The sequence below is a fragment of the Azospirillum largimobile genome, assembly GCF_977007025.2.
Map to the genome: position 1 here is coordinate 2154740 of NZ_CDRMUA020000001.1, position 14982 is coordinate 2169721.

Consider the following 14982-nt stretch of genomic DNA (forward strand, 5'->3'; position numbering starts at 1 on the left):
CTCCAGCGATCAAGACGCCCTACATAAGCTATTGCGCCGCACAAGACAAGGGGCATCGCCGAACGAGCCCCGCGTCGTTCACTTGACGACCATGCGTTCGATGTAGATGTCGCTGATCAGGCCGGTCCCGGCCTCGCGGTTCACGGCGTCCCTTATGCTCTGTTTCAGGAAGTCGGCGGAACCGGTGCCGGTCAGGGTTTCGGCACCGGCCTGGCTGACGGTCTGGAACAGCCGGTCGGCGATGCGGTCCTGGTAGCGCAGGACGCGGTCGGCCTGCACCTTAGGCGCCAGCACCAGCGAGACCTGCATTTCCACCGCGCGCAATCCCCCCAGCGGAACCTCCATCGCCGGCAGCTGCGCAAGATTGGGCTTCGGCCCCATGCGCGCCTCGATCCGCCGCTGTTCCACGATGCGGTCCACCGCGATGCCGCCGCCATAGGCCAACCCCGCCAGGGTCATCAGGGCGATCAGGACGACGATCAGCGTGCGGGTGGGATGGGCAGGTTCGGAATGGGGCGCATGCTGCGGGGCAAGCGCATCCAGCGGATCCGGCTTCAGCGGATTGGGAGGCGGGGCCGGGTACGGCGTTCCGTGCAGCGTGCGGTGCGTGGCCATGGTCGGCCTCCTCCGGGCCGGGCAGGGGCATGGAGGAGTCTACCGCCGCCGCGGTTAAGATTCGGTGGAGGTGGGGACGCCGCCCTGGAGCGGACGCCCCCCACTTGAGTCCTCCGGCCGGCGCTCAGGCCGCTACGGCCATCCGCCCTTCCCGCGTGCGCATCAGCAGCCACACCGCCGACACGCCCACCAGCTTCGACGCGAGGCTGGCTGCCCACACGGTGGGATCCCAGATGTCCAGCATGCCGAAGAAAATGGCGGTGTCGACCGGCACCGACAGGGCGGCGCTGATCCACAGACGGTCGCGCAACGGGCGGCGGGTGATGGTGAAGACCGCCCAGTCGATCATCTCCGACACCGCGAAGGCGAGGACGCTGGCGGTGGCGACGAAGGGATCGGTCAGCAGATAGGACAGCACGGTGCCGCCCAGCATGGCGGCGAGCGCCCAATGGCCGAAGCGCACCTGAACCATGTCGCGCAGGATGAAGATCAGCCCGGCCCAGCAGGACCAGACCAGATCCAGGTGCGGAAACAGGCTGAAGGCGAAGTTGATGGCAAGAATGCTGCCGATATAGGCGGCGAGCCAGAGCATGGCGATGATCCTCCGAGAGCGGACCCGCGGCAATACGGGCGCCGGTGACCGGAGCAGTCCCCGCGTGAATGCGAGCGCCCCGAAACCGCCGTTGCTATCAGAACATCGCCATTGTGGGAAGGTGCCGCGTGGCTCCCCCTCAGACCGGCTTCGCCTCGCTCTTCATCAGGGCGTAGGTGTAGCTGTCCACCAGCGCTTCCATCGAGGCTTCGATGATGTTGGTGGAGACACCCAGCGTCGACCATTCGCTGCCGTCGGTCCGGGCGCTGCGGATCAGCACGCGCGGCATGGCGCCGGTGCCGTCCTTGGCGGCCAGGATGCGGACGCGGTAGTCGGACAGGCTGACCTGGGCCAGCGCCGGATAGACAGGCTCCAGCGCCTTGCGCATGGCGACGTCCAGCGCATGGACCGGACCGTTGCCGTCCGCCACCTCCAGCCGGATGGCGTCACCGACGCGCACGCGCACCACCGCTTCCGATTCCACCACCAGCTTGCCGACCGCGTTGTAGCGGCGCTCGTCGGTGACGTGGAAGCGCAGAAGCTCGAAGAAGCGCGGCACCTCGCCCAGCTCGCGCCGGACCAGCAGTTCGAAGCTGGCCTCCGCCGTGTCATAGGCGTAGCCCTCGCTATCGCGCTGCTTCACCAGATCGAGCAGGCCGGCCAGCCGGTCGTCCTTCGCATCCACCGCCATGCCGATGTCGCGCAGCCGCACGATCAGGTTGGAGCGGCCGGCCTGGTCCGACATCACGATCTGGCGGCGGTTGCCGATGGCCTCGGGCGCCACATGCTCGTAGGAGGACGGGTCCTTCTCCACCGCCGAGACATGCAGCCCGCCCTTATGGGCGAAGGCGCTGGCGCCGACATAGGGCGCATGGCGGTTGGGCGCGCGGTTCAGCCGGTCGTCGAAGGCACGGCTCAACTGGGTCAGGAGATGCAAATCCTCGCGCCGGATGCCGGTCTCGTAGCCCAGCTTCAGCATCAGCGTCGGGATCAGCGAGACGAGGTTGGCGTTGCCGCAACGCTCGCCCAGGCCGTTGGTGGTGCCCTGGACCATCCGCGCGCCGGCCCGCACCGCCGCCAGCGAGTTGGCGACGGCATTTTCGGTGTCGTTGTGGCAGTGGATGCCCAGGCGGTCGCCGGGGATGCCGTGCGTCTCCACCACCTCGCGCACGATGGCGTCGATCTCGTGCGGCAGGGTGCCGCCATTGGTGTCGCACAGCACGATCCAGCGCGCGCCGGCCTCATACGCCGCCTTGATGCAGGAGACGGCATAGGCCGGGTTGCGCTTGTAGCCGTCGAAGAAATGCTCGGCATCGAACAGCGCCTCGCCCTTGGCGGCATGCAGCGCGGCGATGCTGTCGCGGATCAGGTCGAGGTTCTCCTCGCGCGGGATGTTCAGCGCGACGTCGACATGGAAGTCCCAGGTCTTGCCGACCATGCAGACCGCCTTGGCGCGCGACTGCACCAACGCGGTCAGCTGCGGGTCGTTGGCGGCGCTGCGGCCGGGGCGGCGGGTCATGCCGAAGGCGGTGAAGGTGGCGCGGGTCAGCTCCGGCGCCTCGGCGAAGAACTGGTCGTCGGTCGGGTTGGCGCCGGGCCAGCCGCCTTCGACATAGTCGATGCCCAGCCGGTCGAGGTCCTTGGCAATCGCAATCTTGTCGGCGACCGAGAAATCCACGTCCTGGGTCTGCGCCCCGTCGCGCAGCGTGGTGTCGTAAAGATAGATGCGTTCGCCCGTCATCGCCGCCTGACCCGTCTTAAGCCGGTGGAACGGCAGAAGGTCCGCCGCCCCGTGGAAAGCCGGGAGAATGGACGATGCGGCGCCTGCGCTCAACCGTTTTGAGAAGAAACTTGCGAAAACCGCCCCTTTGCCGCAACGGAAGGGATTGGCGACCGGAACATGCCGGCCGGAGCGGAGTGACCGGTCAGGCGGTCCGCACCTGCCGGATGAAACGCTCCACCTCCGTCGACAGCCGGTCGGCGTCGGCGGACAGGATATCGGCCGCACCCAGCACGTCGCGGGCGGCGCTGCCGGTGTCGTCGGCCGCCTGACGCACCACCACGATGTTGGAGGAAATCTCTTCCGTTCCCACCGCGGCCTGCTGGACGTTGCGGGCGATCTCGCGCGCGGCGGCATCCTGCTGGTCGATCGACGCGGCGACGGAGGCGGCGATGCGGTTGATGTCGTCGATGGTCCGGCCGATCTCGGTGATGGCGTCCACCGCTTCGCCGGTCACGCCCTGCATGCTGCCGATCTGGCTCGCGATCTCCTCGGTTGCCTTGGCCGTCTGGTTGGCGAGGTTCTTCACTTCGCCGGCCACCACCGCAAAGCCCTTGCCGGCCTCGCCAGCGCGCGCCGCTTCGATGGTGGCGTTCAGCGCCAGCAGGTTGGTCTGGGCGGCGATGGCGTTGATCAGTTGCACGACGTCGCCGATGGCCTTGGCATGGTCGGCCAGCTGGCGGATGGTGGCATCGGTGCGGCCGGCCCGTTCGGCGGCGTGGCGCGCGACGGCCGCCGTGTCGCTGACCTGCCGGGTGATCTCCCCGATTGAGGCGGCCATTTCCTCGGCCGAGGCGGCGACGGTCTGCACGTTGGCGGAGGTCTGCTCGCTGGCCCCCGCCACCGCCGCGGCCTGCGAGCGGCTCTGCTCCGCCAGCGTCGACAGCGACCGCGCGTTGGCGGTGAGTTGCCCGGCGGCGCCGCTGACCTGGGCGACCACGCCGCGAACCGCCTGTTCGAACCGGTCGGCCAACTCGGCCATCATGCGGCGCCGTTCGGCCTCCATGTTCTGTTTCTGCCGATCCTGCTCCGCCTCCATGCGCTGCTTTTCGATGGCATTGTCCTTGAACACGGCCACGGCGCGGGCCATCCGGCCGATCTCGTCGCCGCGGTCGGTCGCAGGAACCGTCACGGTCACGTCGCCACCGGCCAGCCGGGCCATGGCGGCGGTCATCGCCGTCAGCGGTGCGATCACCCGGCGGATCACGATGGCGATCCCGACCGCAAGCAGCAGGGCCGCGCCGGCAAGCAGCATCCAGGAGCCGCGGCGCTCGCGCTCGTAGGACTGCTGGGAGCCGGCGAAGTCGTTGCCGGCGACGCGGACCTGAAGGTCGATCAAGCCGCTGACATGCTCCGTCACCGGGTCGATGGTGGGGTACAGGTCGCGGGCGATGAAGGCTTCCAGCCCCGCCTTGTCGCCGCCGTCCAGAACGCGCAGCAGCGTGGCGACGCCGGCGTCGGCCCGCTCCATCGCCGCCCGCGTCTCCGCCACCATCCGGGCCTCTTCCGCCGTCAGCGAGGTGGAGGTGTAGGCCTGCCAGCGCTCGCGCACCGTAGTCAGGGCCTTGCGCACGGAAGCGGCGCCGTCGGTCCAGGGCATAGCCCCGCCGCGGACCTTGTGCGAGGTGTCGACGATCATCACCGCATAGGCGTCGGAGACGATCTTCAGGTCCCGCAGCGGCACCACCCGGTCCTCATAGACCGACTTCATCCGCCCATTGGCGGTTTCCAGCGTGGTGATGCCGTTCAACGCCTCGAAGCCCAGCATCAAGCCGAGCGACGCGAGAACCCCAACCAGAATCATGCGCAACGACATTGCCATCCCCCGCCGCGGCGTCACAGAACTGCAACACCGCAGACCGGTATGGATCAGGATTATTGCTTAAGGCAATGCGAGGTGTTGACGCATACAACCATAGTCGGGGCTCGAAGGGGTCTTTCAGCGCGCGAACAGGCGATAGAGCGCGGAATGGTCCAGCGCGCCGTCTCCCTGTTCGACCAGCATCTCGAACAGTTCCAACGACAGGCCCAGCGTCGGAAGGTCGATGCCGGACTGCTGGGCCAGTTCCTCCGCCTGCCGCAGATCCTTGACCTGGGTGGTGACGCGGCCGCCCGGCGTGAAGTCGCCGCTGACCATGCGGCCGCCATGCAGGTCGAGGATGCGGGATTCGGCGAAGCCGCCGCGGATGGCGTCCCGCACCTTCGCCGGATCGGCGCCGGCCGCACGCGCCAGGGCCAGCGCCTCCGCCACGGCGCCGATGGTCAGGGCGACGATGACCTGATTGGCCGATTTGGCGATTTGTCCGGCGCCGCTGGCCCCGACATGGGTGATGCGGCGGCCCATCGCCTGCAGCACCGGCAGGGCACGGGCGAAGGCGGCGTCGGAACCGCCGGCCATGATGGTCAGTGCCGCGGCCTCCGCCGCCACCGTGCCGCCGGAAACGGGAGCGTCGAGCCAGTCCGCGCCGGCGGCGGCAGCCCGCTCGGCGAGCGCACGGGTGGCGGCGACGGCGGTGGTGCCCATGTCGATCACCAGCTGACCGGGGCGCAGGACCGGAAGCAGCGCGTCGGCCACCGTCTCCACCGCAGCCGTGTCGGTCAGCATCAGGATGATGATCCCGGCCTGTCCGGCGACCGCGGCCGGACCGGTGGCGGCGATCATGCCCTCCGCCGCCAGTTCGGCGACCGGGCCGGGGCTGCGGCTGGTCACCACCGGCTCCACACCGGCGCGGGCCAGGGCGCGGGCCATCGGCTTGCCCATCAGGCCAAGCCCGATGAAGCCGATGCGCTGGCCGGAAAGGTCGGGGCGGGTGGTCTCTTCGCTCATGTCCAGGCTTTCGGTAGAATCCGGGCTTTCGGTAAAATTCCGGGCTTTCAGAAGAAGGCCGGCAGGATCACAGGCGCATGTGGCGGGCGCGGGCGCCGCGTTCGATGGCGGCGGCGCACAGCCGGTCCACCCCAAGCCGGTGGCGAATCAGCTCCAGCATGCGCAGCTCCTCCTGCGAGGCCTTGGGATCGGCGGCGGCGATGTCGCAGGCAACCGCATAGGCGGTCTCGCGCAGCTTGGCCGGCAGCGCCTGCTCGACAATGGTCAGCACGGTGTCCAGCCCGTCATTGTCGGTCAGCATGGCGGTGCATTCGCGGGTGGCGGCCATCACCTGATCGCCGCTGTAATCCTTGAAGATCGGCAGGTAGCGCTCATTCTCGCCGATGGCCTCCAGTTCCGCGTCGGTCATGTCGCCGTCGCAGGCGGATACCAGGACCATGACGTAGATGAGGGCGCTGTGGTGGTCGATCATTGCGTCTGTCGGCTTTCTCATGAGGCGGTCTCCCTCGGGGAGCGGTCGCGTGTCCGGGCGGCAATCTCGAACGCCGCTCCACCCGCGTCAAGCCCGGCGTCCGACGCCGCCTGTACGGCGTCAAGGGTGCCATGCTCGGGGCGGAGGGGTCGGTCGCTCGACGCGACGGTTGGCTCCCCCTATTGTCGCGCATCATGAACGTCGTCCTCAATGTCGCTTTTCCCGTATTCGCCATCATCCTGGCCGGTTTCCTGTCCGGAAAGTCGAAGCTGCTGGGTGCGGCTTCGTCGGAGGCGCTCAACAAGTTCGTCTACTGGATGGCGCTGCCGCCGGTGCTGTTCCTGGGCACGGCGCGGCGGTCGATCCCGGAGATCTTCAACGGCCCCTTCATCGGCGCCTTCCTGGGATCGATGCTGCTGGTCTATGCGCTGGGGGCGGTCATCGGCCGGCTCCTGCGGCGGGAACGCACGCAGATCCAGTGCATGCAGGGGCTGAACGCCGCCTTCTCCAACACCGGCTACATGGGCATCCCGCTGTTCCTGGCCGCCTTCGGCCCGGACCATCTGGCGCCCACCATCCTGGCGACCGTCATCATGAGCGCCATCATGGTCGGCATCGCCGTGGTCTGGATGGAGTTCGCCAACAGCCACGGCAACGGGGTGGGCAAGGCGCTGCGCGACGTCGGGCGCGCGCTGGCGAAGAACCCGCTGATCCTGTCCACCGCCGCCGGCCTCGCCTGGTCGGCGCTGCTGCCCGGCGTGGCGGTGCCCAAGCCGATCGCCACCTTCTGCGAATTGATGGGAGCCCCCGCCGGCCCCTGCGCCCTGTTCGCCATCGGCCTGTTCCTGGCCTCGCAGCGGCTGACCGCGGGGCTGGCGGAGGCCGGGTGGATCAGCGCGCTTAAGCTGCTGGTGCATCCGGCGCTGGCCTGGGTGCTGACGCAGACCCTGTTCCCGATGGACCCCTTCTGGACCGGCAGCGCCGTGATCCTGGCGGCACTGCCGACCGGCGCCCTGACCTTCGTGGTGGCGACCCAGTACCAGACCTATGTGGAGCGCACGTCCTCGGCCATCCTGGTGTCCACGGTGTTCAGCGTGGTGACGCTGTCGGCGCTGCTCGCAGTCTACGCCCCTGCGGGATGATGCAGCGCAAGAAAATGATCGGCAGGGATAAGGCACCGGGATGACCGGCCCCTGCCGCATCCAATAAAGCGAAATGTAACGTTTGCATGAAACTCTTGCTCAGTCGCGTGGCGACAGCGAGAATGCATATCGGAGAATGCAGGAAGCCCGGTTGGAAAATAACGCGCGGAATTGACGCGGGCACCGGGATCGGCAGCCGGGCGCCAGCCCGGATGGAGCGGAGCGGAAGCGATGCGGCACGCCATGGACCATCGATTCCCCGAAGCGGCCGCAGGACCGCCGACAGCTCGCGTCCGCCGGTCCCGGACTGCCGTGCCACCCGCAAGCATCGCGGAGCCCGCTCATGTCTGACGGCGGCCTTCCAGGTCGGGCAGCGGCGATCCCGCCGGAAAACGAAGGAAACCCGCCCGCCCCGGAGCGGCGCAGTTCCATCCCATGGCCGGGCGGCGGCGGGATCGCCGTCAGCCTGCTGTTGTGGATCCTGCTGTTCAGCACGCTCGTCACGCTGGTTTCCACCGCGCTCCAGCTTTATTTCGATTTCCGCCGGGAGGTGCGCGGGATCGAGGAGCGGTTCGACGAGATACGGGTCAGCACGGTTCCCAGCATGAGCAACAGCCTGTGGGTGGTCGACCATGACCAGCTGCGCCTTCTGCTGAACGGCATCGTGCGACTGCCGGACATGCGCATGGCGGAGGTGAGGGAGGACAGGGCGACCGCGAAGACCCCCCTGGTTCTCACCGTCGGCACACCGCAGCAGCGCCCCGGCCTGTCTGCCGAAATGCCGCTGACCCGCATGGCGGAAGGAAAGACCCTGACGCTGGGCACGCTGCGGGTGGAAGCGACGCTGGACGACGTCTACCACCGCCTGCTGACCACGGCGGAGGTGATCCTGATCAGCCAGGGCATCAAGACCTTCCTGGTGTCCGGATTCATCCTGTTCATCTGCCACCGGCTGGTGACGCGCCACCTGATTTCGATCGCGGCCAGCCTGCGCCTGCACGACCGCCGGTCCTCGCCGCCGCTGCTCACCCTGGACCGGCCGAAGCGGAGGCGGCCCGACGAGCTGGACCAGCTGATCCGGTCCCTCAACGATCTGGCCGGCGACCTCTATGCCGCCAACTGCGAACTGGCCGGGGCGAACGCCGCGCTGGAGAACGACATCGCCCTGCGCCGCAGCTATGAGGAGCAGCTGTACCGGCAGGCGCATTTTGACGAGCTGACCGGGCTGGCCAACCGCCTGCTGACCCGCGACCGGCTTGAACAGGCGATCCTGAGCTCCCGGCGCAACCAGCTGCCATCGGCGCTCCTGTTCATCGACCTCGACAACTTCAAGAACGTCAACGACACGCTGGGCCACGAGGCGGGCGACACGCTGCTGCGGGAGGCCGCGAACCGCCTGTCGACGTCGATCAGGCAGGGCGACACGCTGGCCCGCATGGGCGGGGACGAGTTCCTGATCGTGCTGCCCTGCATCGCCGGCAACGTCTCGGCGCGCGGGGTGGCGGAACGGGTGCTGGAGGCCTTCGCCCCGCCCTTCCGGATCTGCGGCCACGATCATTTCGTGACGGCCAGCATCGGCATCGCGCTCTACCCGTCGGACGGCAGCGACTCGCCGGAGCTGCTGCGCAATGCCGACCTCGCCCTCTACCGGGCGAAGGAGCGCGGACGGAACCGATACGAGTTCTTCACGGCCGAAATCAACGAGCGGGTCCAGCGGCGGATCATGTTGGAAAGCCGCCTGAGGCTCGCCGTCCTGCACTCCGAATTCGTGCTCCACTACCAACCGATCGCCGAGGCGGAGAGCCGCCGGCCCGTCGCCCTGGAAGCGCTGCTGCGCTGGCGCCAATCCGACGGCACGCTGGTGGCGCCGGGACATTTCATCGGCGTGGCGGAAGAGGTCGGGTTGATCGGCGAGATCGGCAACTGGGTGATCGAGACCGCGATCCGCGAAACCGCCGGCCTGTTCGGCAGGGAGGAATCCGCACCGCGGGTCGCCGTCAACGTCTCGCCCCGGCAACTGCGCGACCCGTCCTTCGTCATCCGGGTGATGGAGGCGCTCGTCGCCCACGGCCTGCCGCCGGGCCGCCTGGAGCTGGAAATCACCGAAGGCGTCCTGATGGACGAGGCCCCGGAGGTGACCGACGCGCTGCACCGGCTGTGCGGCCACGGCATCCGCCTGTCGATCGACGATTTCGGTACCGGATATTCCAGCTTGAGCTATCTGCAGCGCTATCCCTTCGACATGCTGAAGATCGACCGCTGCTTCGTCTCCAGCGCCACCGACGGGGCGGCGGCGGCCCGGCTGGTCGAAACCATCATCATGATGGCCCACGGCCTTGGCCTGGAGACCATCGCCGAAGGTGTTGAGACGGAGGAGCAGTTCCGCTTCCTGCAATCGAAGGGCTGCGACCTGATGCAGGGTTATCTGCTGGGCCGTCCGGCTCCGCTCGCCGACATCGCCGTCCGTTTCCCCGCCGACGCCGCGCCGCCTCCGCCGAAACTGTTGGAAGCCATGGCCGGGGATGGCCCTGCACCCTCCCCTGCCCCCTCGGCGGACTGACCCTCACCAGCCCCTCAGGAACTCCGCCGTCTCCTCCACCGCCTGCTTCAGCCCCACACGCCGCATCTCCACCCCCTCCGGGAAGGCGCCGGCCAGCCGGCTCGGCATCATGGAGTCGAGCAGGACGAAGACGCCGGTGTCGTCGGCGCGGCGGACCAGACGGCCGAAGGCCTGCTTAAGGCGCAGCCGCGTGATCATGTCCTCGTAGCGGCGGCGGCCGAAGGCCTCGCGGCGGGCACGGTGGAGGATGTCGGGACGCGGCCAGGGAACGCGGTCGAAGACGATGAGCCGCAGCGAGCGGCCGGGCACGTCCACCCCGTCGCGCACCGCGTCGGTGCCGAGCAGGCAGGCATGCTCCTCGTTGCGGAAGATGTCGATCAGGGTGGACACGTCCAATGGATCGACATGCTGGGCGTAGAGCGGGATGCCGACCTGATCCAGCGGCTCGGCGATGCGGTCGCGCACGGCGCGCAGGCGGCTGATCGCGGTGAACAGGCCGAGCCCGCCGCCGCCCGCCGCCAGGAACAGCGATTTGTAGGCCGCCGACACCTGACCGAGATCGTCCTTGCGCACGTCGTTGACCACGAAGACGCGGGTGCGGTTCGGATAGTCGAAGGGCGAAGGGACCTGGGCGCGGATCGCCGGGGCCGGCAGGTGGCTGGCGCCGCAGCGGTCCTCCGCCGCGCGCCAGTCCTGCCCGACATCGCCGGTGCCGTCGGTCAGCGTGGCGCTGGTCACCACCAGCCCATGGGCGGGACCGGCCAGCGCCTCGGCGAAGGGAACCGTCGGATCGACCCAGTGGCGGTACAGCCCGACATCGACGTCGCGGCCGTCGATCCGCTCCACCGCGAACCAGTCGACGAAGTGCGACGGCGTCTCGGTCGGCAGGGTGCGCAGCATGGCGCGCCAGGCCTCCACCGTCAGGGTGCCGCGGCGGTGGAGGCTGCGCGACAGCGCGTCGATGCGGCGGCGCTGGTCGGAATCCAGTTCGGCGCTCTCGTCCTCAAGACGCTGCCCCAGCCGGCGGGCCAGCGCCTCCACCGGTTCGGACAGGCGGACCAGCGCCTGCTCCAACTCCGCCGCCGCCTCCAGCAGGCCATCGACCGGATAGGCCTTGTCCGCCTCCAGGCTGTAGGGGCCGCCCTGCCCGGCGGTGCGGGCGTAGACCTGCTGGCGGGCCAGCAGCAGGAAACGCTCGGTCGGCCCCTGCGGGTTGTCGGCGGCCAGACGCGCCGACCAGCCGTCGCCGGGCAGGACGCGGGCGCCCATCAGGATGTCGTCGAGGTGGCGCAGCGCCTCCTCGTCGCCGGCGACGATATCCTCCAGCCGGCGCTTCAGGCCACGGGCGCGGCTGCGTCCGGTTTCCTCGGCACCGAGCAGCCAGCGTCTCAGCTCCTGCGTCTCGCGGCAGGTCAGGTGGCCGGCGAAGGCGCTGTCGGCGGCGTCGAAGACATGGTGCCCCTCGTCAAAGACATAGCGGCTGGGCAGCGTCGGCTCCTCGCCGCCGCCAAGCGCCGCCTGCACCATCACCAGCGCGTGGTTGGCGATGACGATGTCGGCGCGCCGCGCCCGGCGCACGCTCTTCTCGATGTAGCAGCGGGCGTAATGGTCGCAGGCGGAGTAGATGCATTCGCCGCGGCGGTCGGCCAGCCCCATAGTCGGGCCGCGCCCGGCGATGTCGACCAGCCAGCCGGGGAAGTCGCCGCCGGTCATGTCGCCGTCGCGCGTCGCCGCCGCCCAGCGCGCCATCAGCCCGACGCCGATGGCGTTGTGCGGCTGGAAGGGCATGGCGCGCACCGCCTCTTCCAAATTCAGCAGGCACAGGTAGTTCTCGCGCCCCTTGCGCAACACCACCTTGCGCGCCTTGGTCGCGGGGTCGGCATAGAGCCGGTCCATTTCCCCGTCGATCTGGTGCTGGAGGTTGCGGGTGTAGGTGGAAATCCACACCGTCCCGCCATTCTTCTCAGCCCACACGGTGGCCGGCGCGAGGTAGCCCAGCGTCTTGCCGACGCCGGTCCCGGCCTCCGCCAAGACGACATTGGGCGTGTCGGGCAACTGGCGCGGGGCGAAGGCGGCGGACACCGCGCTGGAGTAATCGGCCTGCTGCGGCCGCGGCTCCGCCACCTTGCCCAGCACGTTGGCCGACAGCATGGCGGCGAGGCGGCGGCGCGCCTCATCCGGATCGACCGGGTTCTGGGCGGGCGGCGGCGGCGGCGCACCCTCCTCCCACTCCTTGATGCGGGTCCAGACGCGCAGGCCCGAGCGGGCGGCACCCTTCTCCGGCCCTTCCGGCTTGCCGAGTGCCGCCAGCACCGCCGGGGCCCAGGGCCAGCCGGCACGCCCCATCTCCCAGGCGAATGCGACGGGGTCGGAGGACTCCTCGCGCGCCCCAGGAGTCAAGGGGGCGCCGAGATCGCCCAGCAGGCGGCGCACGGCGCGCTGCAGGGCCAGCGCCTCAGCCTCGTGCCCGTCGGGGGTGGGCAGATCCAGCGCCTCGGCGATGCCGCGCGGGGTGGGGACGCAGAAACGGGCGGGGTGGACGAAGGCGAACAGCTCCAGCACGTCGAAGGCCGGGAAGCCGTCGATCCCCAATCGGCGGGCGAAGGCGCGGGCATGGCAGACCAGCGGCGGCTGGCGGCGCACCTTCGATGCGGCGGCGGCCAGCGACAGTTCCTCCACCTCGCCGTCGAGCGTCAGCGACACGACGCGGCGCGCGCCGGCCACCATGGCGGGCGCGTCGTCGAGACTGTGGAGCGGGGTGGGATCGGCGGTCAGGTCCATCGGCGGCACTATATGGCGGCGGCATGCCGCAAAGCGAGTGCCGGATGTTGACGGGCCGCCGCTTCACCCCCATTGAGGGAAGTCCGGGGGAGCCGAGCGGAGACGGGACTTTATGCGGAAGCTGCTGCGCTGGGCGCTGATCGGGGTGGCGGGTCTGGTGGCCTTCACCATCCTGTGGGCGGCGCTCTACCGGATCGTGCCGCCGCCGGCGACGCCGCTGATGCTGATCCGGGCGCTGGGCGGTTCCGGCCTGTCGCGCGACTGGGAGCCGCTGGAACGCATCTCGCCAGCGCTGGTGGAGGCGGTGATCGCGTCGGAGGACAGCAATTTCTGCGGCCATGGCGGCTTCGACTGGGCCGCCATCGAGGGCGCCTTCGAGGACAACGAGGAGGGCAAGCGCCTGCGCGGCGGCAGCACCATCAGCCAGCAGACCGCCAAGAATGCCTTCCTCTGGCCCGACCGCAGTTGGACCCGCAAGGGGGCGGAGGCCTGGTTCACCCTTCTGATGGAAGGGCTGTGGACCAAGCGCCGCATCCTGGAGGTCTATCTGAACATCGTGGAGTGGGACGACGGCGTCTATGGCGCGGAGGCCGCGGCGCGGCACCATTTCGGCAAGTCCGCCGCGGCGCTGACCCGGCGCGAGGCGGCGCTGCTGGCCGTGGTGCTGCCCAGCCCGCGCAACTGGTCGCCCACCCGCCCCGGCCCCTATGTCGTCAGGCGGGCGGGGGTAATCGAGCGGCGGATGGCGGTGGTGCGCCGGGACGGGCTGGCGGACTGCGCGCGGTAGGGCCAGCCCTCAGGCCGGTCCCCGCTTCAGAACTTGATGAAGCGGTTGAACAGCCGCCCCACCGGACCGGTCAGCCTCAGGCCGCCGATGGTGGTGGCGAGGCACAGGCAGCCCTCCGGGTCCGACACCGGCCGGTGGACCAGCGACGGGTCGCCGATGGCGAGGTCGCCGGGCAGGAAGGCGCCGAACTCGTCGGAGAAGCCGCCCTCCAGCACCACGGTCAGTTCGATGCCGCCATGGGTGTGCTTGGGCACGCCGACGCCGCCCTTCATGCGGATCAGCCGGGTCGTCCCGTTCGGACCGGACAGCAGATCCATGCAGCGCATGCCCGGCTGCAGAAAGCGCCAACCGCCCTCCCCGATCCGGCCATCACGGTCGAGACGGCCGCGCAGGTAGCTGCGCAGCGGCTCCGGATAGCGCGACTGCTCGGCCGGCGGCTTCGGAGCAGGACGGCAGGGCGCCGGCCGCTCATGGTCCAGGCGGGCCATCAGCGCTTCCAGGCAGCCGCTGGACAGCGGTTCCGGCTCCAATTCGTCGAGCAGGACGCCGCCGATCGCCTCCATCTCCGCCACCTCGTGGCGGCAGGCGGGACAGAAGGCCAGATGGGTCGCCACCGCGAGCGACGCGCCTTCGCACAGGGCGCCGCCGGCATAGTCGATCAGCAGGGTATCGCCCGGATGGTGGCTGGGCCGAATCATCGGAAATGCCTCATCCCACATCCCTCAGCGACCGGCGCAGGCGTTCCATCGCCAGACGCAGCCGCGATTTCACGGTGCCCAGCGGGATGCCGTGCTCCGCGGAGATGACGCTGTGCGGCTTGTCCTCGAAATAGGCCATGCGCAGCAGTTCGGCCTGTTCGGGCGGCAGGTCCTTCAGCGCGGCGCGCAGGCGGCCGCTGCTCTCCTTCGCCTCGATCCGCCGGTCGGCGGCCTCCTGGGGTTCGGGGACCAGGGCCGGATCGTCTGGATCGATCTCCGGCCGCTGTTCACGGCGCAACACGTCGATTCGCTTGTTGCGCGCGATGGTGAACACCCAGGTGCCGGCCGAGGCATGGATCGGATCATAGGTTTCGGCACGACGCCAGACCAACAGCATGACCTCCTGAACGAGTTCTTCCGCGGCGGCGGAATCGCATCCCAACCGGCGCAGATACGTCTTCAGCCGTGGCGCGAAGTGGCCGAACAGGACCCCGAACGCCTGACGGTCCCGCTCGCGCCCGACGGCGACGAGCAGGTCTTCCAGGCTGGGGGCCATGTCGGCCGCGGGGGTGTGCTGGTCCTGCATGGACCCATTCAAGGGGAACATCGGCCGCCGCACAAGCCGGGGATGGCACCCATTCCCGGAATTCGCGGCACCCTCCCCTTTCCAGGCACCTTTTCAGGTCTCCTGCACCGGCCCCCCACGCCACCGGCCGTGACGCCGGGCT

General features: G+C 69.4%; 12 protein-coding genes. 3 read left to right on the top strand and 9 right to left on the bottom strand.

Features of this window, described 5'->3' with window-relative positions; all coding sequences use genetic code 11:
• Positions 1 to 78 precede the first annotated feature (78 nt).
• The 6 genes from ACWPKK_RS10155 to ACWPKK_RS10180 form a co-directional block, all read right to left on the bottom strand.
• A complete protein-coding gene (locus tag ACWPKK_RS10155) occupies positions 79 to 615 on the bottom strand; it encodes a flagellar basal body-associated FliL family protein (protein ID WP_452003386.1) in 537 nt (178 codons plus the stop codon).
• 124 nt (positions 616 to 739) lie between these two features.
• A complete protein-coding gene (locus ACWPKK_RS10160; RefSeq protein ID WP_452003389.1) occupies positions 740 to 1207 on the bottom strand; it encodes a preQ0 transporter in 468 nt (155 codons plus the stop codon).
• A gap of 139 nt (positions 1208 to 1346) precedes the next feature.
• A complete protein-coding gene (gene cimA / locus ACWPKK_RS10165) occupies positions 1347 to 2948 on the bottom strand; it encodes a citramalate synthase (protein WP_452003391.1) in 1602 nt (533 codons plus the stop codon).
• 184 nt (positions 2949 to 3132) lie between these two features.
• Positions 3133 to 4803, bottom strand: a complete 1671-nt coding sequence (locus ACWPKK_RS10170) for a methyl-accepting chemotaxis protein (protein WP_452003394.1) — start codon at positions 4801 to 4803, stop codon at positions 3133 to 3135.
• A gap of 123 nt (positions 4804 to 4926) precedes the next feature.
• Positions 4927 to 5949 (bottom strand): NAD(P)-dependent oxidoreductase, encoded by a 1023-nt coding sequence (locus ACWPKK_RS10175; protein WP_452003397.1) that lies wholly within the window; start codon positions 5947 to 5949, stop codon positions 4927 to 4929.
• Positions 5882 to 6307, bottom strand: coding sequence for a tellurite resistance TerB family protein (locus ACWPKK_RS10180; protein ID WP_452003400.1), 426 nt, complete (start codon positions 6305 to 6307; stop codon positions 5882 to 5884). Before ACWPKK_RS10180 ends, ACWPKK_RS10175 begins: the two co-directional genes overlap by 68 nt.
• 173 nt (positions 6308 to 6480) lie before the next feature.
• Here ACWPKK_RS10180 and ACWPKK_RS10185 point away from each other — a divergent pair, with 173 nt between their 5' ends.
• Together ACWPKK_RS10185 and ACWPKK_RS10190 are read left to right on the top strand one after the other, a co-directional pair.
• On the top strand, positions 6481 to 7428 hold the full coding sequence (locus ACWPKK_RS10185; RefSeq protein WP_452003403.1) for an AEC family transporter: 948 nt from the start codon (positions 6481 to 6483) through the stop codon (positions 7426 to 7428).
• Positions 7429 to 7771: 343 nt separating this feature from the next.
• On the top strand, positions 7772 to 9988 hold the full coding sequence (locus ACWPKK_RS10190) for a putative bifunctional diguanylate cyclase/phosphodiesterase (RefSeq protein ID WP_452003405.1): 2217 nt from the start codon (positions 7772 to 7774) through the stop codon (positions 9986 to 9988).
• 3 nt (positions 9989 to 9991) lie between these two features.
• Here ACWPKK_RS10190 and ACWPKK_RS10195 read toward each other — a convergent pair whose 3' ends face one another.
• Entirely contained in the window at positions 9992 to 12769 is a 2778-nt protein-coding gene (locus ACWPKK_RS10195) for an ATP-dependent DNA helicase (protein WP_452003408.1), read from the bottom strand.
• Positions 12770 to 12881: 112 nt separating this feature from the next.
• Between ACWPKK_RS10195 and mtgA the strand changes: the two genes are divergently transcribed.
• Positions 12882 to 13556, top strand: coding sequence for a monofunctional biosynthetic peptidoglycan transglycosylase (mtgA, locus tag ACWPKK_RS10200; protein WP_452003411.1), 675 nt, complete (start codon positions 12882 to 12884; stop codon positions 13554 to 13556).
• Between the two features lie 26 nt (positions 13557 to 13582).
• On the opposite strand, the gene ACWPKK_RS10205 is transcribed toward mtgA, so the two are convergent.
• Positions 13583 to 14254: a ChrR family anti-sigma-E factor gene (locus ACWPKK_RS10205; RefSeq protein ID WP_452003413.1), complete on the bottom strand. Its 672-nt coding sequence runs from the start codon at positions 14252 to 14254 to the stop codon at positions 13583 to 13585.
• 10 nt (positions 14255 to 14264) lie between these two features.
• Positions 14265 to 14840 carry a sigma-70 family RNA polymerase sigma factor gene (locus ACWPKK_RS10210; protein ID WP_452003416.1) on the bottom strand — a complete coding sequence of 192 codons (576 nt, stop codon included), beginning with the start codon at positions 14838 to 14840 and terminating at the stop codon, positions 14265 to 14267.
• Positions 14841 to 14982 lie beyond the last annotated feature (142 nt).

Coding starts and splice junctions, on each gene's coding strand:
- ACWPKK_RS10205 (WP_452003413.1), bottom strand. CDS start 14,254: ATGATTCGGCCCAGCCACCATCCGGGCGATACCCTGCTGATCGACTAT.
- ACWPKK_RS10195 (WP_452003408.1), bottom strand. CDS start 12,769: ATGGACCTGACCGCCGATCCCACCCCGCTCCACAGTCTCGACGACGCG.
- cimA (WP_452003391.1), bottom strand. CDS start 2,948: ATGACGGGCGAACGCATCTATCTTTACGACACCACGCTGCGCGACGGG.
- ACWPKK_RS10190 (WP_452003405.1), top strand. CDS start 7,772: ATGTCTGACGGCGGCCTTCCAGGTCGGGCAGCGGCGATCCCGCCGGAA.
- ACWPKK_RS10210 (WP_452003416.1), bottom strand. CDS start 14,840: ATGCAGGACCAGCACACCCCCGCGGCCGACATGGCCCCCAGCCTGGAA.
- ACWPKK_RS10180 (WP_452003400.1), bottom strand. CDS start 6,307: ATGAGAAAGCCGACAGACGCAATGATCGACCACCACAGCGCCCTCATC.
- ACWPKK_RS10185 (WP_452003403.1), top strand. CDS start 6,481: ATGAACGTCGTCCTCAATGTCGCTTTTCCCGTATTCGCCATCATCCTG.
- ACWPKK_RS10170 (WP_452003394.1), bottom strand. CDS start 4,803: ATGTCGTTGCGCATGATTCTGGTTGGGGTTCTCGCGTCGCTCGGCTTG.
- ACWPKK_RS10160 (WP_452003389.1), bottom strand. CDS start 1,207: ATGCTCTGGCTCGCCGCCTATATCGGCAGCATTCTTGCCATCAACTTC.
- mtgA (WP_452003411.1), top strand. CDS start 12,882: ATGCGGAAGCTGCTGCGCTGGGCGCTGATCGGGGTGGCGGGTCTGGTG.
- ACWPKK_RS10155 (WP_452003386.1), bottom strand. CDS start 615: ATGGCCACGCACCGCACGCTGCACGGAACGCCGTACCCGGCCCCGCCT.